General features: G+C 71.3%; 25 protein-coding genes. 15 read left to right on the top strand and 10 right to left on the bottom strand.

Going from position 1 to position 22,317, the window contains the following annotated elements:
* Positions 1-6 precede the first annotated feature (6 nt).
* Positions 7-621, top strand: coding sequence for a LysE family translocator (locus tag ACQP2Y_RS30375; protein WP_433718587.1), 615 nt, complete (start codon positions 7-9; stop codon positions 619-621).
* 114 nt (positions 622-735) lie between these two features.
* On the opposite strand, the gene ACQP2Y_RS30370 is transcribed toward ACQP2Y_RS30375, so the two are convergent.
* The 3 genes from ACQP2Y_RS30370 to hpt are packed head-to-tail and all read right to left on the bottom strand — an operon-like array spanning position 736 to position 2,488.
* The gene (locus tag ACQP2Y_RS30370; protein ID WP_433718585.1) at positions 736-1,251 is read right to left on the bottom strand and encodes a pyridoxamine 5'-phosphate oxidase family protein; all 516 of its coding nucleotides are present in this window, start codon (positions 1,249-1,251) and stop codon (positions 736-738) included.
* The gene (locus ACQP2Y_RS30365; protein WP_433718583.1) at positions 1,242-1,937 is read right to left on the bottom strand and encodes an HAD family hydrolase; all 696 of its coding nucleotides are present in this window, start codon (positions 1,935-1,937) and stop codon (positions 1,242-1,244) included. The genes ACQP2Y_RS30370 and ACQP2Y_RS30365 overlap by 10 nt, the downstream gene beginning before the upstream one ends.
* Positions 1,934-2,488 carry a hypoxanthine phosphoribosyltransferase gene (hpt, locus tag ACQP2Y_RS30360; protein WP_360834934.1) on the bottom strand — a complete coding sequence of 185 codons (555 nt, stop codon included), beginning with the start codon at positions 2,486-2,488 and terminating at the stop codon, positions 1,934-1,936. Before hpt ends, ACQP2Y_RS30365 begins: the two co-directional genes overlap by 4 nt.
* 149 nt (positions 2,489-2,637) lie before the next feature.
* Here hpt and ACQP2Y_RS30355 point away from each other — a divergent pair, with 149 nt between their 5' ends.
* The 6 genes from ACQP2Y_RS30355 (at position 2,638) to ACQP2Y_RS30330 (ending at position 6,833) form a co-directional block, all read left to right on the top strand.
* A complete protein-coding gene (locus ACQP2Y_RS30355) occupies positions 2,638-3,417 on the top strand; it encodes a hypothetical protein (RefSeq protein WP_433718581.1) in 780 nt (259 codons plus the stop codon).
* Between the two features lie 136 nt (positions 3,418-3,553).
* Positions 3,554-4,531: a CDP-alcohol phosphatidyltransferase family protein gene (locus ACQP2Y_RS30350; RefSeq protein ID WP_433718579.1), complete on the top strand. Its 978-nt coding sequence runs from the start codon at positions 3,554-3,556 to the stop codon at positions 4,529-4,531.
* Between the two features lie 161 nt (positions 4,532-4,692).
* On the top strand, positions 4,693-5,406 hold the full coding sequence (locus ACQP2Y_RS30345) for a spermidine synthase (protein ID WP_433718577.1): 714 nt from the start codon (positions 4,693-4,695) through the stop codon (positions 5,404-5,406).
* A gap of 9 nt (positions 5,407-5,415) precedes the next feature.
* Positions 5,416-5,970, top strand: coding sequence for a hypothetical protein (locus ACQP2Y_RS30340; RefSeq protein WP_433718575.1), 555 nt, complete (start codon positions 5,416-5,418; stop codon positions 5,968-5,970).
* 78 nt (positions 5,971-6,048) lie between these two features.
* Positions 6,049-6,384 (top strand): ArsR/SmtB family transcription factor, encoded by a 336-nt coding sequence (locus ACQP2Y_RS30335; protein ID WP_433718572.1) that lies wholly within the window; start codon positions 6,049-6,051, stop codon positions 6,382-6,384.
* Entirely contained in the window at positions 6,381-6,833 is a 453-nt protein-coding gene (locus ACQP2Y_RS30330; protein WP_360821278.1) for an SRPBCC family protein, read from the top strand. Before ACQP2Y_RS30335 ends, ACQP2Y_RS30330 begins: the two co-directional genes overlap by 4 nt.
* Here the strand turns inward: ACQP2Y_RS30330 and ACQP2Y_RS30325 are convergent.
* Positions 6,830-7,576, bottom strand: a complete 747-nt coding sequence (locus ACQP2Y_RS30325; protein ID WP_433718570.1) for a YqjF family protein — start codon at positions 7,574-7,576, stop codon at positions 6,830-6,832. The two genes, ACQP2Y_RS30330 and ACQP2Y_RS30325, sit on opposite strands and share 4 nt — an antisense overlap.
* A 65-nt stretch (positions 7,577-7,641) precedes the next feature.
* Positions 7,642-8,190, bottom strand: coding sequence for a hypothetical protein (locus tag ACQP2Y_RS30320; protein ID WP_433718568.1), 549 nt, complete (start codon positions 8,188-8,190; stop codon positions 7,642-7,644).
* A 187-nt stretch (positions 8,191-8,377) separates the two neighbouring features.
* Here ACQP2Y_RS30320 and ACQP2Y_RS30315 point away from each other — a divergent pair, with 187 nt between their 5' ends.
* Together ACQP2Y_RS30315 and ACQP2Y_RS30310 are read left to right on the top strand one after the other, a co-directional pair.
* Positions 8,378-9,100 carry a neutral zinc metallopeptidase gene (locus ACQP2Y_RS30315; RefSeq protein WP_433718566.1) on the top strand — a complete coding sequence of 241 codons (723 nt, stop codon included), beginning with the start codon at positions 8,378-8,380 and terminating at the stop codon, positions 9,098-9,100.
* Positions 9,101-9,203: 103 nt separating this feature from the next.
* On the top strand, positions 9,204-9,851 hold the full coding sequence (locus tag ACQP2Y_RS30310; RefSeq protein ID WP_433718564.1) for an HAD family hydrolase: 648 nt from the start codon (positions 9,204-9,206) through the stop codon (positions 9,849-9,851).
* A 199-nt stretch (positions 9,852-10,050) separates the two neighbouring features.
* Here the strand turns inward: ACQP2Y_RS30310 and ACQP2Y_RS30305 are convergent, their stop codons facing one another.
* Both ACQP2Y_RS30305 and ACQP2Y_RS30300 read right to left on the bottom strand, forming a co-directional pair.
* A complete protein-coding gene (locus ACQP2Y_RS30305) occupies positions 10,051-12,600 on the bottom strand; it encodes an ABC transporter permease (protein ID WP_433718562.1) in 2,550 nt (849 codons plus the stop codon).
* Positions 12,600-13,367 (bottom strand): ABC transporter ATP-binding protein, encoded by a 768-nt coding sequence (locus ACQP2Y_RS30300; RefSeq protein WP_433718561.1) that lies wholly within the window; start codon positions 13,365-13,367, stop codon positions 12,600-12,602. The genes ACQP2Y_RS30305 and ACQP2Y_RS30300 overlap by 1 nt, the downstream gene beginning before the upstream one ends.
* 191 nt (positions 13,368-13,558) lie before the next feature.
* Here ACQP2Y_RS30300 and ACQP2Y_RS30295 point away from each other — a divergent pair, with 191 nt between their 5' ends.
* Together ACQP2Y_RS30295 and ACQP2Y_RS30290 are read left to right on the top strand one after the other, a co-directional pair.
* Positions 13,559-14,047, top strand: coding sequence for a hypothetical protein (locus ACQP2Y_RS30295; RefSeq protein WP_433718559.1), 489 nt, complete (start codon positions 13,559-13,561; stop codon positions 14,045-14,047).
* Between the two features lie 29 nt (positions 14,048-14,076).
* Positions 14,077-14,874, top strand: a complete 798-nt coding sequence (locus ACQP2Y_RS30290; RefSeq protein ID WP_433718558.1) for a DUF4097 family beta strand repeat-containing protein — start codon at positions 14,077-14,079, stop codon at positions 14,872-14,874.
* Positions 14,875-14,888: 14 nt separating this feature from the next.
* On the opposite strand, the gene ACQP2Y_RS30285 is transcribed toward ACQP2Y_RS30290, so the two are convergent.
* Positions 14,889-15,518, bottom strand: coding sequence for a LuxR C-terminal-related transcriptional regulator (locus ACQP2Y_RS30285; protein ID WP_433732126.1), 630 nt, complete (start codon positions 15,516-15,518; stop codon positions 14,889-14,891).
* A 443-nt stretch (positions 15,519-15,961) separates the two neighbouring features.
* Positions 15,962-17,065, bottom strand: a complete 1,104-nt coding sequence (locus ACQP2Y_RS30280) for a RecB family exonuclease (RefSeq protein ID WP_433718557.1) — start codon at positions 17,063-17,065, stop codon at positions 15,962-15,964.
* A gap of 171 nt (positions 17,066-17,236) precedes the next feature.
* Here ACQP2Y_RS30280 and ACQP2Y_RS30275 point away from each other — a divergent pair, with 171 nt between their 5' ends.
* From ACQP2Y_RS30275 to ACQP2Y_RS30265, 3 genes are all read left to right on the top strand, one after another.
* Positions 17,237-18,307, top strand: coding sequence for a M50 family metallopeptidase (locus ACQP2Y_RS30275; RefSeq protein ID WP_433732124.1), 1,071 nt, complete (start codon positions 17,237-17,239; stop codon positions 18,305-18,307).
* Positions 18,308-18,336: 29 nt separating this feature from the next.
* Entirely contained in the window at positions 18,337-19,287 is a 951-nt protein-coding gene (locus tag ACQP2Y_RS30270) for a tRNA (adenine-N1)-methyltransferase (protein ID WP_433718555.1), read from the top strand.
* Between the two features lie 75 nt (positions 19,288-19,362).
* Positions 19,363-19,953: a hypothetical protein gene (locus tag ACQP2Y_RS30265; RefSeq protein ID WP_212989208.1), complete on the top strand. Its 591-nt coding sequence runs from the start codon at positions 19,363-19,365 to the stop codon at positions 19,951-19,953.
* A gap of 57 nt (positions 19,954-20,010) precedes the next feature.
* Here the strand turns inward: ACQP2Y_RS30265 and ACQP2Y_RS30260 are convergent, their stop codons facing one another.
* On the bottom strand, positions 20,011-20,304 hold the full coding sequence (locus ACQP2Y_RS30260; protein ID WP_212989209.1) for a ferredoxin: 294 nt from the start codon (positions 20,302-20,304) through the stop codon (positions 20,011-20,013).
* Between the two features lie 175 nt (positions 20,305-20,479).
* On the opposite strand from ACQP2Y_RS30260, the gene arc reads away from it, so the two are divergent.
* Entirely contained in the window at positions 20,480-22,258 is a 1,779-nt protein-coding gene (arc, locus tag ACQP2Y_RS30255) for a proteasome ATPase (protein WP_433718553.1), read from the top strand.
* Positions 22,259-22,317 lie beyond the last annotated feature (59 nt).

The following is a 22,317-nucleotide window of genomic DNA, read 5'->3' as shown; positions in this document are numbered from 1 at the left end:
GAGCCGGTGACGGTGCTGAGCAGTCTCGGGTCCTTCGTTGTCGTGGTCGGGTTGTTGACGCTGACGCCGGGCATGGACACCGCGCTCATTCTGCGTACCGCTGCCGTCGGCGCCCCGCGCCGCGCCTGGGGTGTCGTCCTCGGCATCCAGAGCGGCACCCTGGTCTGGGGTGTGCTCACCTCGGCCGGCATCACGGCTCTGCTGACCGCCTCGCGGCTCGCCTACGACGTCCTGCGCTGGGCCGGCGCCTGCTATCTGATCTGGATGGGCCTCTCCATGCTGTGGGCCGCCCGCCGTCACAAGGCCGAGCCGCAATCTGTTCCGGAGGCGCCGGGGTTTCGGCGCGGGTTGCTCACCAACCTGCTCAACCCGAAGATGGGCGCGTTCTACGTCGCCCTGTTGCCGCAGTTCATCCCGCCGGATGTGGCGCCGTTCGCCTTCGGGGTGCTACTGACCGGCGTCCACATCGTTCTGGGCACCGCCTGGTCGGCCGTCCTGGTCGGGCTCGCGCACCGGCTGCGCGCCCTGCTGCGCCGGCCGGTGGCCCGTCGCGTGCTGGACCGGATCACCGGGACCGTCATCACCGCTTTCGGGCTGCGGCTCGCCCTGAGCAGCACCTGACCGGTTTGACTAAGCCGCAGCCCGCCAGCACCTGACCGGCTTGACCAAGCCGCAGCCCGCCAGCACCTGACCGGTTTGACTGAGCCGCAGCCCGGCAGCACCTGACCGGTGTGACTAGGCCGCGGCCCGCCAGACCTGGCGGGGTGCGAAGCCGTCCCGGCGCAGCCAGTGCTCGGTGTAGACGATGCGGTCCGCCGGGATCACCACGAGTGGTCCCGTCGGCGGGTCGTCCAGCGAGCGGGACCGTTCGACGTGATCCGACTGCCAGCGCACCGCCGGCCAGTACCGCGCGAAGTCCGGGTCCGACTCGGTCAGCACCCGCGCCTGACCGAAGATCTGCGCCCCGCGGCTGCTGGCCTGGCCCACGAGCGGCGCGAAGACGCCGACCGAGACCCGCGGGTCGGCGGCGATGTTGCGCAGCTTCGGCGAGCCGGCCGCCGCGGTGAACATCAGCGTGAAGTCCAGGTGGAAGTAGCGCACCGGGGTGGCCAGCGGCCCGCCCGGTCCCGCCGTGGCCAGCACGCACATGTTCTGCGACGACAGCAGGTTCAGCAGGCGTTCCTCGAGGCGGGGCCGGTCCAGGCGGGCGGTGGGCGCCGGGCCGGCCAGCCAGGGGTTGGTCACGGGCATGAGTGATCTTGGCAGATCAGCGTCGAGAGGTCGTCCACCGCCAGCTCCGGCACGTGGGTGTCCGGGTCGTCGCGGTACGCCGCCGCCGACGGATAGCCGGCGTTGGTCACCAGGATCGGGCGCATCCCGGCCGTGGCGGCGCCCCAGTGTTCGCGGCTGCCGCCGTCGCCCACGTACCAGCACTGCTGCGGGAGGACGCCCAGGCGCTCGGCCACTGTGGCGTAGAGGCGCTGGTCGGGTTTGCGGTAGCCCTCGCGCCAGGAGAAGACCGCCGCGTCGATCAGGGGTGCGAACGGGGTTGACGGCCAGCTCTCGTACAGCTCGCTGCTGCAGTCGGAGATCAGCCCCAGCCGCAGGCCGCGCTCGCGCAGGGCGGCCAGCACCGCCAGGACGCCGGGCCGCGGTGTGCGGACCGTGGCCGCGCCGGCGAGCTGCACCGCCGTGGCCGCGTCGAGGACGTCCGGTGCCGGGGTGACGCCGCAGCGCAACGCCACGGCCTGAAGGGTGGCTCTGGTGTCGCCGAACGCGCCGGTCGCCCGCTCGCGGAAGGTGGCCGCCATCGTCGTGCCGAAGGCGTCCGCCGGCACCCCGAGGGCCGCTGCGGTCGCGGTGAAGGAGGCCAGGCGGCCGGCCTCGGCGGACGGATCGGTCAGCGTGCCGAAGAAGTCGAAGACGACGGCCTTCATCGCACGGCGTGCGGGGCGAGCACGGCCGCGCAGCGCAGGTTGCGGTAGTGGCCGCGGTAGTCCAGGCCGTACCCGACGATCAGGCCCGCCGGCACGTCGAAGCCGATGTAGGTCGGCACGCCGAGCTCCGGGGTGTCCGGCTTGCGCAGCAGCGCCGCCACCGCGATCGACGCGGGCCCGCGCTGCCGCAGGTTCGCGATCAGCCAGGACATGGTCAGGCCGGTCTGGATGACCGTCTCCGCGATGATCACGTCCCGGTCGGTGATGTCCAGATCAAGATCCTTGAGCAGGCGTACGGAGCCAGAAGCGCGCTTGCTCGTCGTGTACGACCGGATCGCCATCCAGTCGATCTCCACTTGGCTCTCCAGGGCCCGGGCCAGGTCGACGGTGAACGTGGCGGCCCCGCCCAGCACCCCCACCAGCACGACCTCGCGGCCGGCGTAGTCCTTGCCGATCTCGGCGGCCAGTCCCTTCACCCGGGTGTGGATCTGGTCCTCGGTGAGCAGCACGGACTCGAGGTCGTCCGCGACGTGGTCGGCGTCCACCGTCATCCCCCTGAGAAGTCGCCGCGCCTCGCAGCCCCCCGCGAGGTCACGCCGGAATCCTGACACGCGGGGCCCCGGCCGCCAACACGCGTCCAGCCCCTGCCGGACGCGTCGTTTCGCCGGCATCCGCCCTGGCCGGGCGGCAGACTGCGATCATGCGCCGGCTCCGTTTCGCCCCGGTGGCGACCTGTTACGTGATCGTCGTGGCGCTGCTCACACTGGCGGGCCGGCTGGGGTCGCCGTACGCGGATCTGGCGGTCTTCGTGGCGGTGGTGCTGACCATGCCGGCCGGTCTGCTGTCGCCGCTGCTGGCCCTCGTTCCGCACCATCTCGGCTGGTACGCCCTGCCGCTGCTGGCCGTGCTCAACGCTTTCGTGCTGCGCGGGCTGAGCCGGGTCGTGCCCCGTGACCCGGTCGCCCGCGGTGTCGAGAACAGGCTGCACAGCGCGTTGGTGTCGACCCGGCTGAAGGTGACGCCGATGATGCACACCGGCCCACGCCGGGAACGCAGCCTGCTGCTGCGGGACGTGCCGATCGCCTACCCACAGCTGATCGGGGTCTATCACGACCTGTGGCGGGACTCCGGCCTGCGGGTGCAGGAGGTGCCGGAACCGCTGGCGCTGCGGGCGTACGACGGGGAGGGCTACGCGTTCTCGCTGCGGGCCGGGCCGGGCGTCTTCGGCGACGCGGTCCTGACTGTCGCTCCGCCGGCCGGCCGGCGCTGGGGGTTCGTGGCGGGACTGGCGGCCGGGGGAGTGCCGTGTGCGATCGCGGCTGTGTCCGCGGCCTACCCGGCCCTGCTGCTCACCGGCTGTGGCGCGCTGGTCGTCGGGGTCGCCTGCCTGGCCGTGCCCCGGACCCGCGGTTTCGGCCGGGGCCTGCTGCTGGGCGGCGGGCCGGCGCTGGCCGTTCTCCTGCTGTATGGCACAGCGTGACGGACTCGGGCCGGTCAGGTGCATCCAGGCGCCGTTTGTCCACATTCCCGGCCTGCTTTCACTGACCGTAATAAGACTCCTGTAATGTCCGCGCGTCCCACTATTCATGTATTCATCACGACGGTGGAGTTGTGGCATGGCACAACGGTTCACGCTGGACGAGATCCGGACCCGTACCTACAAGGATCGCGACGCCTGGTGGACCGTGTGGCTCGTCGATCCGCTGGCGTCGCGGCTGGTCTGGCTCGTGGCCCCGGTCCGCTGGATCACGCCGAACCTGCTGACCATGGGCGCGTTCCTGCTCGGCTTCGTGGCCGCCTACTGCTTCCTGCAGGGCGACTACCCGTGGCTGGTGGCCGGCGCGGTGGTCTTCCACATCAGCTTCGTGCTCGACTGCATGGACGGCAAGATCGCCCGGCTCAAGGGTACGGGCTCGGTGTTCGGCGCCTGGCTCGACTACGTCTTCGACCGGCTGCGCGTGGTCACCTGCGCGGTCGCCCTGATGGTCGGCCAGTACGCCAGGACCGACAACGTGATCTACCTGTGGCTGGCCGGCGTGGTCATCTTCCTCGACATGTTCCGCTACCTGAACGCCCTGCAGATGGGCAAGGTCAAGCAGGACATGCGGCGCAACCTCGAGGCGGCCCGCGGCGAGGGCCCCGACCGGCCAGTGTTCGTCGAGGAGACCAGCGCGCAGCAGCCCCTGGGCCCGGCCGGCCCGGTGGCGGGTGGCCCGGCCGAGGCGGCTCCGGTCGTCGACGTGTACGGCGAGTTCCGCGCCAAGATGGGCCCGCTCATGCGGGTCCGCAACTCGCTGGCCCGGCAACGCATCCGGGCGCACCTGTTCAGCGGCATCGAGTTCCAGATGTTCATCTTCATCCTGGGCCCGCTGACCAACCAGATTATCTTCTTCACCGTGCTGTCCGCGGTGCTGCTCGGCGGCTTCGAACTGCTGCTGATCTACAAGCTCTACAGCGCCACCAAGGTCTACACCCGCGAGCTGGCCAAGATTGGCGCCTCCGAGGCCGACGCCCAGGCGGCGGCCGTCGCGGCCGGTGCGCCGGCCGGTGACGAGGACGACGACGAGCTCTCCGGGCAGCGCATCTCCGCCTGAGAGGCGGGGCGTCCCACCGAGTGGCCGGTCAGCGTGGCAAGCTGACCGGCCATGAACGTATCCGCGGTGCGCACCGTCGCGCCGGCAGAGTGGCCGGTGCCCGCCTTCCGGGTCGGTCGGGCGCCAGCCGTGGCGCCGGCCTCGGCGCAAGGCGGCGGCGAGTGAGCGCCCGGTTCGAGGAGCTCGCCTGGCGCGAGACGCCGATCGGCGAGATCAGCCTGCGCCGCCGCCTCGACCCGCGGCTGCGCGTCGAGGTCTACGAAGTCAAGATCAATGACGAGTTCCTGATGTCGAGCCTGTTCACCGTGGCCGAGATCGAACTGGCCCGGCTCGGCCTGGCCGCGCTGCCCGCCGAGGCCCGCCCGGACGTCGTGGTCGGTGGGCTCGGCCTCGGCTACACCGCGCGGGCCGTCCTGGAGGACGCCCGGGTGGCGTCGCTGGTGGTCGTCGACGCGGTCGCCGAGGTGATCTCCTGGCACGAGCGCGGGCTGCTGCCCGAAGCGGCGCCGCTGGTCACCGACCCGCGCAGCCGCCTGGTCGAGGGTGACTTCTTCGCGATGGCGGCCGGGCCGGACGGCTTCGACCCCGCGGCGCCGGGCCGGCGCTTCGACGCGATCCTGCTCGACGTCGACCACAGCCCGCGGCACGTGCTGGCCCCGGCCAACGCGGCGCTCTACACCGTCGACGGGATGCGCCGGCTCACCGCGCACCTGCGGCCCGGCGGCGTCTTCGCCCTGTGGTCCGACGACCCGCCGGACGCCGAGTTCGAGGCGGTCCTGGCCGAGGTCTTCACCTCCGCGGCGGCGCACGTGGTGTCGTTCCCCAACCCGCTCACCGGCGGAGAATCGGCCAACACCGTATATGTAGCCACATAGACGGGCACAATGGCGGTTGTGGACGACCACCCTCTCGAACCCGGCGAGGACGCCACGACGTTCTTCCAGCCGCGCGGGCTGGTCTTCGTGACGATGCTCTGGGTGTGCGCGGCCGTGTGGCTGCTCTGCCGCGGACTGTCCGTCCTGGTCCAGGTGCTGCTCGGCGACGTGCCGCCCATCGGTGAGCTGGTGACAGTCGCGGAGAGCCTGCTCGTCGTCCCGGTGGTCACGGCGAGCCTGGTCATGCTGCTGGCCTGGAACAGGCTGGGCTGGATGAAGAGCTCCGTGTACGGCCTGGAGTTCGCGGCGACCGGCCGCCGCGGCGTGCACCTGCGCTGGGCGTCGATCGCCTCGGTCGGGCTGCGGCGCTGGGGTCCGTTCACAGAGCTGGTGGTCACCCCGACCGACATGGCCGCGGTGACCGAGCTGCCCGGCCCCGGCCGCCGCCCGCGGGTGCTGCGCCGCGAGTCCGGCCCGGCGTTCCTGATCGACGTGGGCCTGATGTCGCCCGGCCCCCGGACGCTGCTCGCCGAGCTGCACCGGCGCATCCCGTCCCGGGTCTGAGCCTGCGAGGGTCTTGACCCCGGCTGCCCGCGACCCTATGTTTAACGCATCCGTTAATTAACGAAGGTGTTAAACAGCATGACCGACCGGCTCAGCGTCATCTTCGCGGCTTTGGCCGACCCGACCCGTCGCGCGATCCTGGCCCGGCTGGCCGAGGGCGACGCCACCGTCTCGGAGCTGGCCGAGCCGTTCACGATCAGCCTCCCGGCGATCTCCCGGCACCTGAAGGTGCTGGAACAGGCCGGGCTGATCACCCGGAGCCGCTCCGCGCAGTGGCGCTCCAGCAGCCTGCAGGCCGAGCCGCTGCGCGAGGCGACCGCCTGGATGGAGCGCTACCGGCGGTTCTGGGACGTCAACTTCGCGCGCCTCGACGCGCACCTGCACCGCATCCAGCAAGAGGAGAGAGAACCATGAGCGACGCCACCACCCAACTGGTCCTCACCCGGATCTTCGACGCCCCGCGGGAGCTGGTCTACCGCGCGTTCACCGACCCCGACCAGCTCGCCGCCTGGTTCGGCCCGGTCGGCTGGTCGGTGCCCCGCGACAGTGTGGACATCGAGGCCAAGGTCGGCGGCCACCAGCGCTTCACCATGGTCAACGACGAGGACCCGGCCCAGAACTCGCCGGTCGACGTGACCTTCGTCGAGGTCGTCGAGAACGAGCTGCTGGTCGGCGAGGAGAACGCGGCCGAGATCCCGGAGTTCGCCGGCTCACTGATGCGGATGCGGCTGGAGTTCCACGACGAGCCCGGCGGGAAGACCCGGCTGGTGCTGACTCAGGGGCCGTACACCGAGGACTTCGTCGCGATGGCCCGCGAGGGCTGGGGCAGCTCGTTCACCAAGCTGGACCGCACGCTGGGCTAACCGGCGGTGCCGGCCAGGGTGTCGGGTGCGCCGAAGGTGACCGGGACGCCGGGGGAGTAGAGCACGCTCACCGGCGGCCCGGCCAGTGCGGGCAGGCCGGCCGCCGTGATCAGCTCGTCGTCGAGCTCGAGCAGCTCCGCGCGGTGCAACGGCCAGCGCGGGTGCTCGTTGGGCAGGTGCAGGCTGCGGCCCCACGCGTGGGTGTGCAGACCCCAGCGGGCGGTGACGAAGTGCTCCACCGGGGACGGCTCGGTGAGCGGGGCTCCGACGCGTACCGTCATGGAGCTGGCCGCCCCGCGCGGCCCGGGCCAGCGCCGCCGGCTGGTGTAGCGCAGCACGTCGCCGTCCTTCTCCAGGCGCATCCGCGCCCACTTGTACGGCAGGCGCAGCGAGGCCTGCGCCGTCAGCACCGGCAACAGCCGCTCGGCCTCCAGGGACAGGAAGACGACGGCCCGGCGCCCTTGCGCGTCCACGCTGTACAGCCGCACGTTCGTCTCGAGGAACGTGCCCAGGTACGGGATGCCGGGGCCGCGCAACGCCCCGAGCTGCACCATCCGGAAGCCGATCAGCCCCACGTAACTCATCCCGTCCAGGGTGTCCGGGACGGTGCCGCGGGGCAGGAACGGCGCGACGGTCTCCGGCGGCACGGCCCAGTGCAGGAACGCGAGGTCGTGCCAGCTCTGCACCAGCAACGACCGGCGTACCGGCCGTACCGTCTCCGGGGTCACGTCCTCGATCCGCACGCTCTCCATCATGCCGGGGCCGGGCGCGGCGCCGGAGTGCTCTCCGTCGCCGCGCCGGCCTCGCATCACTTGGTGAAGCGGCTGAGGATGCCCTTCTTCACCTGGGTCGGGCGCTGCTGCTCGCCGGCGAAGGCGCTGATCACGATGAGCGCACCGGTCAGCGCCGGCACCACCCACTGCAGCGCGGACAGCTTCTTCTGCGCCCGCACCACCTCGATCGGGGTGTCCACCGTCGACTCGGTGCCCGAGGCGGCGGGCACCGCGGTGTCCTTCGCGACCTTGCGGCCGAGCAGCCGGCTGTAGCCGGTCACACCGAGCGCGGCCACCGTCAGGCCGGTCTTGGCCAGCGACATGGTGGCGACGCCTTCCTGGGCGGCCAGCCGGCCGCGGTTGCCGACCAGCTCGCCGACGCTGCCGGCCAGGTGCGCACCGATCGCGGCGGCGTTAACCGGGGTCCACTTGTTCCAGCCGGTGTTGGCGACCCGGCCGGTGCTCTCCGGGTCGGCCGTCTCGGCGGCGGCGGGGTTGAGCGCCACCGCGTTGGCCAGGGTGCCGCCGAACCAAGCGGCGAGCCCGACATCGTGCAGGGACCGGGAAAGAGTGTCCTGTGCCAAGGTGTCCTCCAGAGTTCGCGCAGGTGGGATACCTGTGCGAGCTACCCGGGGCAGGACGGCTTACACGGCCGGCGCGTGATCGGGTCCGGATCCGGCAGTGTCCAGTGCCACACAGACTGATCCTCGCGCCGCGGCCCGTCCGTATCGTTGGTGTATCCCGGTCACGCCAGCCCCTCGGAGGACCCGCATGCCGGTACCGCGCCGCACCCGCCTGCTTCCCTTGGTCCCCGTGGTGGTGGCGCTGATCGCCCTCGGCTGCGTCTCCGCACCCGACGAGCGCACTGGCCAGGCTCCCGTTGCGCCGCGGACCACCGCCACCGGTGAGGACCCGGACGGCACGGACACCCCGGAGGAGTTCAAGGCCGACGTCGGAGACGCCGAACGGGTCGCCGAGGCTTACTGGAAAGCGCAGTTCAAGGCGTCCGGGCTGAAGTTCGAGCCGATCGCGCAGGTGATCCCGTACGAGCGGGAGGGCGAGGTGGCGTGCGGCGGGCAGGGGCTCGGGCTCAACAACGCGGCGTACTGCTCGGCCGGTGACTTCATCGCGTACGACATCAACTGGGCGTTCGCCGCGTTCCGCCAGATCGGTGACGCGTTCATCTTCTACCTGCTCGGCCACGAGTACGCCCACGCCATCCAGCGGCGGCTCGGCATCCAGAAGGAGTTCACCATCGAGCTGGAGCTGCAGGCCGACTGCATGGCGGGGGCGTACATCGGCGACACCGAACGCAAGGGCTCCCTCCGGCTCGACAACGGTGACCTCGAAGAGCTGGCTCGGGGCCTGGAGGCGGTCGGCGACGACCCGGGGCAGCCGTGGTTCGCCGAGGGCGCGCACGGCTCGGCCAAGCAGCGGACCAAGTCGTTCAACAATGGCTACCGGCGTTCCCTGGACCCCTGCGACGTGTCGTAGCGGTCACACCGGCGCCCGTGACGGCCGGCCGGCGGGGACAATGGGCAGGACATCTGACGAACGGCTCGGGAGGCCTGCCCTGACACGCACACAACCGGCTGCGGTGCTCTTCGACATGGACGGCACGCTGGTCGACAGCGAGAAGGTCTGGGACGTCGCGCTGTACGAGCTGGCCGAACACGCCGGCGGCAAGCTGTCCGAGCCGGCCCGGCTGGCGATGATCGGCAGCAGCATGGCCACCTCGATGCGGATCCTGCGCGAGGACCTGGCCCAGCCGGACCGCGACGAGGCCGCCGACGTGGCCTGGCTCGAGCACCGCGTCGAGGAGCTGTTCGCCAAGGGTCTGATCTGGCGGCCGGGAGCGCTGGAGCTGCTCCGCGCGGTCCGCGCGGCGGGACTGCCGACGGCGCTGGTCACCTCGACCGGGCGCCGGCTCGTCGAGGTCGCGCTCGACACCCTGGGCCGGGAGAATTTCGACGCCGTGGTCTGCGGCGACGAGGTGTCGGCCCCGAAGCCGGACCCGGCGCCGTACCGGACGGCGGCCGAGCTGCTCGGGGTACGGATCGAGCAGTGCGTGGCGATCGAGGACTCACCGACGGGCATGGCCAGCGCCCTGGCGTCGGGGGCGGCGGTGCTGGCGGTGCCGGCCGAGCTGGAGCTGCCGCCGACCGACGGAGTGCATCTGCGCGACTCGCTGGAAGGCGTCGACCCGGCCTTCCTGGCGACGCTGTTCGCCTCCGCCACCGCCTGAGCCTCGCGCTCTGCCCGAGCCTCGCGCTCTGCCCGAGCCTCGCGCTCTGCCCGAGCCTGGCGCTCTGCCCGAGCCTGGCGCTCTGCCCGAGCCTGGCGCTCTGCCCGAGCCTGGCGCTCTGCCCGAGCCTCGCGCTCTGCCTGAGCACCGCGCAACGCGCGAGCCCGCGCCGGGTTCGGCGCGGGCTCGGCGGTTGTGCTCAGTCGTGGGCGATCGCGCCCAGGACGTTGAGGCGGGCGGCGCGGATCGCCGGCAGGACCGCGGCGATCACCCCGACCAGGGCGGCCAAGACCAGGTAGGTGCCCATCCTTTCCCACGGCAGCACCAGCTCGGTGATGCCGTCGCTCTTCAGGGCGCGGGTCACCGCCGTACCCATGCCGGCGCCGACGACCACGCCGAGCAGCGCGCCGAAGACGGAGATCACCACCGCCTCGACCGTCACCATCCGCATCGTCTGCGCCCGGCCCAGGCCGACCGCCCGCAGCAGCCCCAGCTCGCGGGTGCGTTCCAGCACCGACAGGGCCAGGGTGTTGATCACGCCGAGCACCGCGATCAGGATGGCCAGCGCCAGCAGGATCTGGATCATCGTGATCAGGGTGTCGAAGGTGGCCGCCTGCTCGTCCACGAACGCCTGCGCGTCCTGCGCCGACACCTCGGGGCTGTCCGCCAGCAGCGCCTTGACCTGCGGCAGCACCTGGCTGACCGCGACACCGTCGGCGAGGCGCACGAAGCCCATCGTCGGCTGCGTGATGCCGAAGTCCTTGGCCGCGGCGACCGGCAGCAGGTAGCTGCCCGGCAGGCTGTCTTCCGGGTAGACGGCCGCGACCGTGTACTCGCGGGGATCACCGCGCGCCGGCTGGATCGTGAGCTTGGTGCCGACCTGCCACCCGTAGTCCCGCGCCTCCGGGACGCTGACGGCCAGCTGGTCGTCGCGCAGAGTCTCCGGCGTGCCGACCGCGGTGTTGCCGAACGCGTCCTTGAGCCCGGCGAAGTTGTCGGTGGCGTTCACGTAGTGGTTCTCGCCGTTGATCGTGACCTGGTAGTTCCAGAGGCCGGCGACCGCCCGTACCCCCGGGATCTTCGCCGCGTCGCGCAGCACCGCCGGGTCGTAGGTCGGCGGCCGTGGCCCGTTCTGGTCGCCGCTGAGGACGACCTCGGCCTTGAGGATCGTGGCCGCCTCGGCCTTGAGGCTCGCCTTGGCCGAGTCCATCACCACGGTGACGCCGGTGACCAGCGCGATGCCGACCATCAGCGCGGCCGCGGTGATCGCGGTGCGCCGCGGGTTACGGCCCGAGTTGAGCCGGCCCAGGCGCCCCGGCAGCGACCAGGAGAAGAGCCGGCCGATGCCGGACACGACCGGGCGGCTGATCAGCGGCGTGAGCAGCGCGATGCCGATGAACGAGACCAGTACGCCGGTCAGGATGGTCCAGAGGGTGGCGTCGCCCATGTCGGCGAACAGGCCCAGGCCCAGGGCGGTCGCGCCGGTCGCGGTCACCAGGCCGCCGGCCACGCTGACCTTGGTGAGCGGCCGGTCCGGCGTCGCGACGTCCTGCATGGCCGCGACCGGCGCGATCCGCGACGCCCGCAGTGCGGGCAGGACCGCAGCGACCACGGTCACCAGGACCCCGACCACGAACGAACTGATGATGGCGGCGGCCGGCACACCCACGGTGCCGAGCTGCATGCCCCCACCGACGAACGAATTGAACAGGTACGCGAGCAGCGCGCCGACCCCGACACCCGCCGCCAGGCCGAGCACCGAGGCGATCAGGCCGATCACCACCGCCTCCACCAGCACCGAACCGATCATCTGACGGCGGCTCGCGCCCAGCGCCCGCATCAGCGCCAGCTCCCGGGTGCGTTGCGCGACGATGATCGAGAACGTGTTGAGGATCAGGAAGATCCCGACGAACAGCGCGACACCGGCGAAGCCGAGCAGGATGTTGGTGAAGAAGCCGAGCCCGGCCTGCAGGTCGGCGGCGGTGTCGGCGGCGAGCTCGTCCCCGGTCTTGGTGACGTAGCCGGCGCCGAGGGTGGCCGAGATCCGGTCGCGCAACGCTTCCGGCGTCACGCCCGGCTCCGCCTGCACCCGGATGGAGCTGTAGACCCCGGTCTTCCCCAGCATCAGCTTCTGGGCCACCGGTTCGGTGAAGGCCACCTCCTGCACGCCGCCGAGGCTGTCCCGGTTGCCGCTGTAGCCGTAGATGCCGACCAGCTTGAACTCTTTCTTCGGTTCCAGGGTGAGCACGCCGACCCGGTCGCCGACCTTGATGCCGGCGGCCTTGGCCACGGTCGCGTTCGCCACGAACTCGTCGTCGGCAGTGGGCCCGCGGCCCTCGCGCAGCTGGAGCAGGTCGTCTGTGCCGGTCCAGGCCGAGCCGATGCGCGGCGGGCCGACCGAGGTGAGGACCTTGCCGTCACTGCCGATCACCCGGGCGCCGTCGGCGTCGACGAGCCCGGTCGCGCTCTGCACGCCGGGCACGCCCTGCACCTGGGCCAGGGCGGACGCGGGCAGCGGCGTGATGACCTCTTCGCCCTCGAACTCGGAGACCTCGACCTTGGGCTTGGCGGTGACGCCGACGTCGGTGGTGGAGTACGCGCTGGCGAACAGCGAGTCGAACGACTTGCTCAGGGTGTCGGTGACCACGAACGCGCCGGCCACGAACATGACGCCGAGCACGACGGCGAGCCCGGAGAGGATGAGCCGCAGCTTGCGGGCCAGCAGGCTCTTCAGGGTCGCGCGCAGCATCAGAGCATCACCGGTTCGGCGTGCGTGTCGAGGCGCTTCATCATGTCCAGGACGGTCTCCGGGGTCGGGCCGGCGAGCTCGTCGACGATCGCGCCGTCGGCCAGGAACACCACCCGGTCGGCGTAGCTGGCGGCGACCGGGTCGTGGGTGACCATGACGATGGTCTGGTTGTGCTCACGCACGCTGGCCCGCAGGAACGACAGCACCTCGGCGCCGGACCGCGAGTCCAGGTTGCCGGTGGGCTCGTCGGCGAAGATGACGTCGGGCCGGCCGATCAGGGCCCGGGCGCACGCGACGCGCTGCTGCTGGCCGCCGGAGAGCTGGCTGGGCCGGTGGCTGAGCCGGTCCCGCAGCCCGACGGTGTCGATGACGATGTCCCACCACTGCGGGTCGGGCTTGCGCCCGGCGATGTCCAGCGGCAGCCGGATGTTCTCCTGCGCGCTCAGCGTGGGCAGCAGGTTGAACTGCTGGAAGATGAAGCCGACCCGGTCGCGGCGCAGCCGGGTGAGGGCCTTGTCGCCCAGGCCGGTGATCTTGGTGCCGCCGACGTGCACCTCACCGCGGTCGACCGTGTCCAGCCCGGCCAGGCAGTGCATGAGGGTCGACTTGCCGCTGCCGGACGGGCCCATGATGGCCGTGAACCTGCCGCGTTCGAACTCGGCGCTCACGCCGCGCAGCGCGACGACCCGCGCCTCGCCGGTGCCGTAGACCTTCCAGACCTCGCCGGCCTGTGCGGCCGCCGGTTCGCGGGAATCCGTGCTTGTCACTGTGCCCCCAGGAGAACGTGCTCGATGTGGTCCGGCTCAGTCTTTCGGCGCGAGCGGCCCGAAGCGTCCGCCCAGCGGCGTAGCCCGACGCGGAGATTTCGGTGGGGGTGCCACCCAGACAACGCTCAGGGTTACCCCCTGGCGTCATAGTGACGGTTGACAGACGTCGTAACTGACGTCATATTGGTGTCATGGACCTGACGCCGTACCTCGAATCGCTCCGCAGCGACCTCAATGCCGCAGCGGCCCCGGGTGGTCCGGAGACCACCCGGGCGGCGGACCTGCTCGGCCACGCCCTGGAGGCGTCGGCCCGGCTGGCCCTGCTGCAGGCGCTGTCGGACGCGGCGGCGGAGATCACCACCCGCCTGCACGGCCCGGTGGTGGACGTCCGCCTCCGCGGCCGCGACGCGGACCTGGTGGTCACCGAGCCGGCGGCGGAACCCGACCTCGATGAGCAGCCGGCCCCGGCACCACCGCCCGACGGCGGTGACCTCGCCCGGCTGACCCTGCGCATGCCGGAAGCACTCAAGACCCACGTCGAGCAGTCCGCGGCGGCCGAGGGCATCTCGGTCAACGCCTGGCTCGTGCGCGCGGTGACCGCGGCGGCCAGCGGCACCCCGGCCCAGCCACCACGCCGGGGCCGCCCCGGGAAGCGCATCACCGGCTTCGCCCAAGCCTGACCTGCTGTTCCAACCGAAGGGAAAAGACCATGTACGAGTTCGACCGCTCCACCCCCGTGACGGTGTCCCTGCGCGTGCAGCGCGGCACGGCGGAACTGCTGGCCGAGAACCGGCCGGACATCCAGGTGCAGATCGAGCCGGAGAACGGCGCCGAGGACCGCTTCACGGTGGCGTTGGAAGGAGACACGCTGGTCGTGCACGGGCCGGAGTCGACGTGGGACTGGCGCCGTACCCCGAAGGTCCGGGTCCTGGTCCGGGTGCCGCTGGACAGTGCGCTGGCGGCCAAGTCGGCGTCGGCCGACGTACGCGCGACCGGCCGCTGGTCGAGCGCGCAAGTGAACGCGGCGTCGGCGGATGTGTTCGTGGACGAGGTGACCGGGGACGCGTCCCTGAAGGCGGCGAGCGGTGAGGTGGCGGTCAACCGGGTCGGTAGGTCGCTGCGGATCAGCAGCTCGTCCGGCGACCTGAAGGTCGGTGACGTCACCGGTGACGTCAAGGCTGATACGGCAAGCGGTGACATCGAGATGCGATCGGTCGGCGGGTCGCTGCAAGCGGACACGGCATCGGGCGATGTCGAGGTGGGCGTGGTCAGGCAGGGCAAGACCCGCTTGGTGACGGCATCCGGCGACGTCTCGGTCGGGGTGGCCGCGGGGACCGGGGTCTGGCTCGATCTGAACACGGCCTCGGGATCAACGACGAGCGACCTCGCGATGGGCGGCGGGCCGGCGGAGGGTGTGCGGGAGGCGGCGTTGGAGCTGCGGGTCCGGACCGCGAGCGGGGACATCGACGTGCACCGGGCGATGGGCGACCTGCGCGCCGCCGCCTGACCTTGCCGGGGTGATCAGCCGCCGGGGCGGACCAGGCCGGTTTCGTAGGCCAGGACGACGGCTTGGACGCGGTCGCGGAGGCCCAGCTTCGTCAGCATGTGGCCCACGTGGGTCTTCACCGTCGTCTCGCTGACCGTGAGGGCCCGGGCGATCTCCGCGTTCGAGTGACCCTTGGCCACGTGGGCGAGCACCTCACGCTCCCGGTCGGTCAACGTCTTGAGCGCGGGCGCGGCCGCCGTCGTGGCCGGCGCGGGCAGAGCCTCGGCCAGCCGGGTGAGCAGCCGGGCCAGAATCGCCGGCGCCACCACGGCGCCCCCGGCCGCAACGGTACGGACAGCAGCAACCAGCTCGGCCGGCGGCACGTCCTTGCACAGGTAACCCATCGCCCCGGCCGCCACCGCCCCGGTGACCTGCTCGTCAGCGTCGTACGTCGTCAGGATCAGCACCCGGACCGGCAACCCGGACTCGACGATCGCACGCGTCACGGCCAGGCCGTCCAGCCGGGGCAAGCGGAGATCCATGAGCACGACATCGGGCAGCAGGCGCCGCGACAGATCGACGGCTTCGAGCCCGTCACCGGCCTCACCGACAACCGTGACGCCGCCGCTGGTGGCGAAGGCCATCCGCAGGCCGGATCGCAGCATCGGCTGATCGTCGACGAGCAGGACCCGCACCGGCCGCCCGTTCGCCAGGGCCGGAGCCGTGCCGTTGACCCCCGTCACCGCTTTTGCCTCTCCGCTCAGCCGGCCTTGATGCTTCTGGCCGCTCTGCTCGGGGCCGTGGCCGGCCCCGCGCCCACCCTAGGGGATCGTGCAGTGATCACGGCCCTGACGTGTCATCCTTCGGACGCGCCGGCCATCGGGTGTGCTCGGGGTAGCTCCGCGGTGACGGGACGCTTCGGGGAGCCGCCGGTGGATCGTGCCGTTCCTGGCGTTCGGCGGGGCGCTGCTGCTGGGCGCGGCGCAGGACGGACCGGGCGTGCCAGGGCCGCGCTCGGCGTGCCAGGGCCGCGCTCGGCGGGTCCGGACCGCGACCGGCGGGCCGGTGAGTGAATTGCGCTGGGCGGCCGCGCCGCAGGTCCAAGGGGTCAGGACTGGCGGGGGACCGGCAGCGTGATGGTGTCGTCCTCCGCTTCGGGCGCGGCGACCGGCTCCGGCTCGGGCTCCGGGTAGGGCGGCGGGGTGCCGCCGAACTCCGGGCAGAACGCCTGGTGGCTGCACCAGCCGCACAGCTTGCTGGGCTTCGGGCGGAAATCCTTGTCCTGCTTGGCCCGTTCGATCGCCTGGGACAGCGCCACCAGGGTGCGTTCGAAGCGTTCCAGCTCCGCCGCGTCCGGGCTGTAGTCGCAGATCTCGGCGTCCTTCAGGTAGAGCAGGCGCAGGACCCGTGGCACCACGCCCCGGGTGCGCCACAGGACCAGGGCGTAGAACTTCAGCTGGAACAGCGCCCGGCCCTCGAAGGCCTCGCGTGGTGCGCCGCCGGTCTTGTAGTCGACCACGCGGAGGTCGCCGGCCGGGGAGATGTCGAGCCGGTCGATGTAGCCGCGGATCAGCAGTTCGTCGTCGACCAGGGTCGACACGAGGCTCTCGCGCTCGGCGGGCTCCAGGCGCTGGGGGTCCTCGACCGCGAAGTAGCCGGCCAGCAGGTCGCCCGCGCCCGCGAGGAACGCCGCGATCCGCTCCGCCTCCCCGGCGGATTCAAGCCCCGGCAGTGGATCTGCGCCGGCAGTCGGCGCTTCGGCAGTCGGCGCCCCCGCGGCCGGCGCTCCGGCAGTCGGCGCAGCGACCGACACGGCACCGCCGTCGGCCGCGCCGACAGAAACGGCGCCATCGACTGGCAGGGCGTCGACGGCTTCGGCGAACAGAGCCTCCAGCACCGGCTCCTGCTCCAGCAGCCGCGCCCACGACGGCGCCACCAGAGCCGCCGCAGCCGCCGGCGTCCGCTCGGCCGCCGGCAGGTCGAACAAGCTCTCCAGCACCGCGTGCACCAGCGTGCCGCGCACCTGGTCCGGTGTCGGTTTCTCCGGCAGCCGGTCGATCGTGCGGAACCGGAACAGCAGCGGGCAGGTCTTGAAATCCGCCGCCCGCGACGGTGACAGCGACGGCCCCGTGTGGCGCTCCCCACGGCCGGGAGCGGAGCCGGGCTGCGGCTGCGGATCCGCGGAAGGGGACAAAACCGTGTCTGCCGTCATGGGGGTAAGGCTAGGGGAGGGGTACGACGAAACCCGCCGCGGCAGGGACCTCTCAGGCGCGGTCCGTAGCATCGACGTGTGGACGACGGCGTGCAGCAGACCCGCCCCGCCCGGCGGCCGGGCCGGGTGGTCGGGCGGGTGCTGGGCATCCCGGTTTTTCTCAACCCTTCGATGCTGCTGCTCGCGGTGCTGGTCACCGTCGTGTACGGCGGGTACGTGGAGGCCGAGCTCGGACTCGTCGCGCCGTACGCGTACGCGATCGGCTTTGGATTTGTGGTCTGTCTGCTGGGGTCCGTGCTCCTGCATGAGCTCGGTCACGCCCTGACCGCCCGGCGGTACGGGATCGGTGTGCGCGGGATCACGCTGGAGCTGCTCGGCGGTTACACGGAGATGGACCGTGACGCCCCTTCGCCGCGGGTCGACGCGCTGGTCTCGCTGGCCGGCCCGGCCGTCTCCCTGGTGCTGGGCGCCGCCGCCACGGCCGCCGCGTTCGCACTGCCTGACCGGACTGTCGCCGGTGAGATCGCCTTCCAGCTCGCCGTCAGCAACGTCCTCGTGGCCGTCTTCAACGTGCTGCCGGGCCTGCCGCTCGACGGTGGGCGGGCGCTGCGGGCGGGGCTGTGGGCGCTGCTCAAGGACCGGAACAGGGCCACCGAGTTCGCCGCCTGGGCCGGGCGGGGCATCGCCCTGCTCACTGCCATGGCCGTGCTCACCCTGTACTGGCTGAACCTGCTGACCGTTTTCGGACTGTTGTTCATCCTCTTGGTGGTCTTCACGTTGTGGCAGGGCGCCGGTCAGTCGATCCGGCTCGCGCGGATGACGCGGCGGTTCCCCCTGGTCGACCTGCGGACCCTCGCGCGGCCGCTTTTCGCCGTACCGTCGGGAACGCCGCTGGCCGAGGCCCAGCGCCGGGCCGGCGCCGCCGACCGGGCCGGGGATGCCCTGGCCGTTGCCGATGCCGGCGGCCGGCTGGTCGCGCTGGTCGACGCCGTCGGGGCCGCTGCCGTGCCCGCCGAGCGACGGCCCTGGGTGGCGGTCGACACCGTCGCGCGGGACCTCGGCCGGGTGCCCGCCCTGCCGCTCGGACTGACCGGCGAGCAGGTGGTCCGGGCGGTGCAGGCCCACCCGGGTGCGCAGTACGTCGTCACCTCCGGGGAGGATGTCGTCGGCGTGCTGCACGTCGCGGACCTGGCCCAGTTGCTGGAGCCGCGCCGCGCGAGCCGCCGGCCAGCACCCCGATAGCCAGTCCGCGGCAGATGAGAGAGCGATCAGTGACCGTGCAAGACAGCACCAGCGTCGTCGACGAGCCCGTGCCCGCCCACCGGGGACCGTTCCGCGAGGGCGACCGTGTGCAGCTCACGGATCCCAAGAACCGGATGCACACGATCGTGCTGGAGCACGGCAAGGAGTTCCACACCCACCGCGGCGCCCTGGCGCACGACGCGCTCATCGGGCTGCCCGACGGCAGCGTCGTGGTCTCCGCCGGCGGCACCGCCTACCTCGCGCTGCGCCCGCTGCTCGCCGACTACGTGCTCTCCATGCCGCGTGGTGCGCAGGTCATCTACCCCAAGGACGCCGCGCAGATCGTCGCCATGGCCGACATCTTCCCGGGCGCCAAGGTCATGGAGGCCGGCGTCGGGTCGGGCGCGCTCACCTGTTCGCTGCTGCGGGCGGTCGGCAGCAGCGGTGAGCTGCACTCGTACGAGCTGCGTGACGATTTCGCGGCGATCGCCCGCAAGAACGTCGAGGCGTTCTTCGGTGGTCCGCACCCCGCGTGGCACCTGCACTCCGGCGATGTCGCGCAGGCCGAGGGGACCGGTTTCGACCGGATCGTCCTCGACATGCTGACCCCCTGGGAAGCCCTCGACATGGTCGAGCGGGCGCTGATCCCCGGCGGCGTCTTCATCGGGTACGTGGCCACGACCCCGCAGCTGTCGGAGCTGGTCGAGGCGTTGCGTGAGCGCGGCGGCTGGACCGAGCCCCGGGCCTGGGAGTCGCTGGTGCGCGACTGGCACGCCGAGGGTCTGGCCGTGCGCCCGGACCACCGGATGATCGCGCACACCGCGTTCCTGGTCTCGGCCCGCAAACTCGCCCCCGGCGTGACGGCACCGCCGCGGCGCCGCAAGCCGAGCAAGGGCTCCGAGGCGTACGCGCTGCGCAGGGCCGCTCAGGCGGCGCTGGCGGCCGAACGCGCGGAGACGGATGACGATACCGGGGTGTGACGGACCGGGACGGATCCGGTAGTTTCCGTCGCGGGTTTCGATGGGTTCTCAGAGCGGAGGGAACGGGTGGGCGCAATGAGTTCTCCGCCGTTCGGTGGCAGCAACGAGATGCCGGCGGTTTTTCCCGACTGGTCGCCGTACGAGGACCTGGACTCGGCCGCCCGGGCCTACCTGCGCGACCCCGAGGTGGCGCTCGACGCCCTGTTCGGGGTGCTGCGCGGGGCCTCGGTGCTCTGTTTCACGCTGGAGCGCTTCGTCAACGAGGTCAACGGCGTCTGGCAGGAGGTCGTCATCTGTGACGGCAGCCGGCTCGTGCTGTGGCACGGCGAGGACGTGGCGCCCGGCGACGGGCCGGTCGGCTCGATGACCTCGTCGCTGCGGGTGGTGCCGCTGTCGACCGTCACCGAGGTGGGGTGCCGCCGGCGGCTCACCCGGACGTCGACCGGGCAGGCCCGGGTCGACAGCATCGACGTCTATCTGCTGCTGAGTTCCGTGGACGACGCGGTGCCGCCGCCCGGCATGGCCGAGGAGGAGGGCCGGGCCGCGTTGCGGCACGACGCGCTGCGCTTCGGCAAGACCCTCGACGACGGCGGCCCCGGGCAGATTGCCCGTTTGGAGGAATTCTCCCGGGTTGTCGCATCTTTGGTCGGTCGCCCGACGCTGTGACATTTCCCGCTCCGCCGGGCCGATCCTCATCGGGCCCGGCGGGATGGTGGAAAACGATCAGTCGGCGTCCGGGCCGGCGATCTCCACGTCGTCACGCGAGCGCACCACGTGGATGCAATCGCCCGGGCACTCCTTGGCCGCGTCGATCACCTCGAGGTGCAGCCGGGCCGGCACCCCGGTGCGCACTCCGGGGCTCTGCAGCAGCTCACCGGCGCTGTCCTTGACGTACGCGAGGCCGTCGATGTCGAACTCGAACACCTCGGGTGCGTACTGCACGCACAACCCGTCACCGGTGCACAGGTCCTGATCCACCCAGACCTCGAGCTCGTCTGTGTCGGTCTGTGTCGACACCGCTCACCTCCCCCAACTAGCCCGCTCCGACGGTACCCGAACCCCCTGACCACCCGGTGCACCCCACAGGCCCGATCGATCAAGGTTCAGTGACGAGGGTGTTGCATGGGTCGAAATCCGGCCCGCAGCGGCTAGTGTTATCACCAAGACGTTCGAGCCCCCGGGGAGGTGGGACGTGGCACGTAGCGACGAGGCGTCAGGCGCCGCACGTTGGGAGAAAGAGGCCAACGATCTCTCCAGCCAGGTTGCGTTCCTGCAAGAAGAACTCGCTCTGGTACGGCGGAAGTTGACCGAGAGCCCCCGACACGTCCGGCAGCTCGAGGAACGGCTCGCGGCAACGCAGTCGCAGCTGGCCCGGCTGACCGAGAACAACGACCGGCTCGTGGCGACCCTCAAGGAAGCCCGATCCCAGATCGTCACTCTCAAAGAAGAGATTGACCGGCTCGCCCAGCCGCCCAGCGGCTACGGCGTATTCCTGGCCGCCCACGAGGACGGCACCGTCGATGTCTTCACCGGGGGCCGCAAGCTGCGGGTGGCGGTCTCGCCGTCGCTCGTGGTGGAGGATCTCAAGCGCGGGCAGGAAGTCCTGCTCAACGACGCGCTCAACGTGGTCGACGCGTTCGGTTACGAGCGGGTCGGCGAGGTCGTCCTCCTCAAGGAGATCCTCGAGAACCCCGCCGGCGGTCCGAGTGACCGGGCGCTGGTCATCTCGCACGCCGACGAGGAGCGGATCGTCCATCTGGCCGACTCGCTGCAGGTCTCCAAGCTGCGGGCGGGCGACTCGCTCATGATCGAGCCGCGCTCGGCGTACGCGTACGAGCGCATCCCGAAGAGCGAGGTCGAGGAGCTCGTCCTCGAGGAAGTGCCGGACGTCGACTACACCGACATCGGTGGTCTGCACTCGCAGATCGAGCAGATCCGCGACGCGGTGGAGCTGCCGTTCCTGCACGCCGACCTGTTCCGGGAGCACCAGCTGCGCCCGCCGAAGGGCATCCTGCTCTACGGCCCGCCCGGCTGCGGCAAGACCCTGATCGCCAAGGCGGTCGCCAACTCGCTCGCGAAGAAGATCGCCGAGCGGCGCGGCGACGAGAAGCACACCAGCTACTTCCTCAACATCAAGGGTCCCGAGCTGCTCAACAAGTACGTGGGTGAGACCGAGCGGCACATCCGCCTGGTCTTCCAGCGGGCACGCGAGAAGGCCAGCGAGGGCACTCCCGTCATCGTGTTCTTCGACGAGATGGACTCGATCTTCCGTACCCGTGGCTCCGGCGTCTCCTCCGACGTGGAGAACACCATCGTCCCGCAGCTGCTCAGCGAGATCGACGGTGTCGAGGGCCTGGAGAACGTCATCGTCATCGGCGCCTCCAACCGGGAAGACATGATCGACCCGGCGATCCTGCGCCCCGGCCGCCTCGATGTGAAGATCAAGATCGAGCGTCCGGACGCGGAGGCGGCGAAGGACATCTTCGCCAAGTACATCCTCAGCGGCCTGCCGCTGAGCACCGACGACCTGGCCGAGCACGGCAACGACAGGGACGTCACGGTCGCCGCGATGATCGAGGCGGTCGTGCTCCGGATGTACACGGAGACCGAGGAGAACCGCTTCCTGGAGGTCACCTACGCCAACGGTGACAAGGAGGTCCTGTACTTCAAGGACTTCAACTCCGGCGCGATGATCCAGAACATCGTCGACCGCGGCAAGAAGATGGCGATCAAGGAGTTCCTCACCTCCGGCAAGAAGGGCCTGCGACTGCAGCACCTGCTCGACAGCTGCGTCGACGAGTTCCGGGAGAACGAGGACCTGCCCAACACCACCAACCCCGACGACTGGGCCCGCATCTCCGGCAAGAAGGGCGAGCGGATCGTCTACATCCGTACGCTCGTCTCCGGCGGCAAGGGCGCAGAGGCCGGCCGCTCCATCGAGACGGCCAGCAACACCGGTCAGTACCTGTAGGAAGCCGAGCAACGCCCGACGCGGGCGGGGAGGCGCTACGACGCGCCCCCTCGTCCGCG

It is taken from the genome of Actinoplanes sp. CA-051413 (genome assembly GCF_050955795.1).
Lineage (GTDB): Bacteria > Actinomycetota > Actinomycetes > Mycobacteriales > Micromonosporaceae > Actinoplanes.
This window is presented reverse-complemented; position numbering and strand designations above follow the sequence as displayed.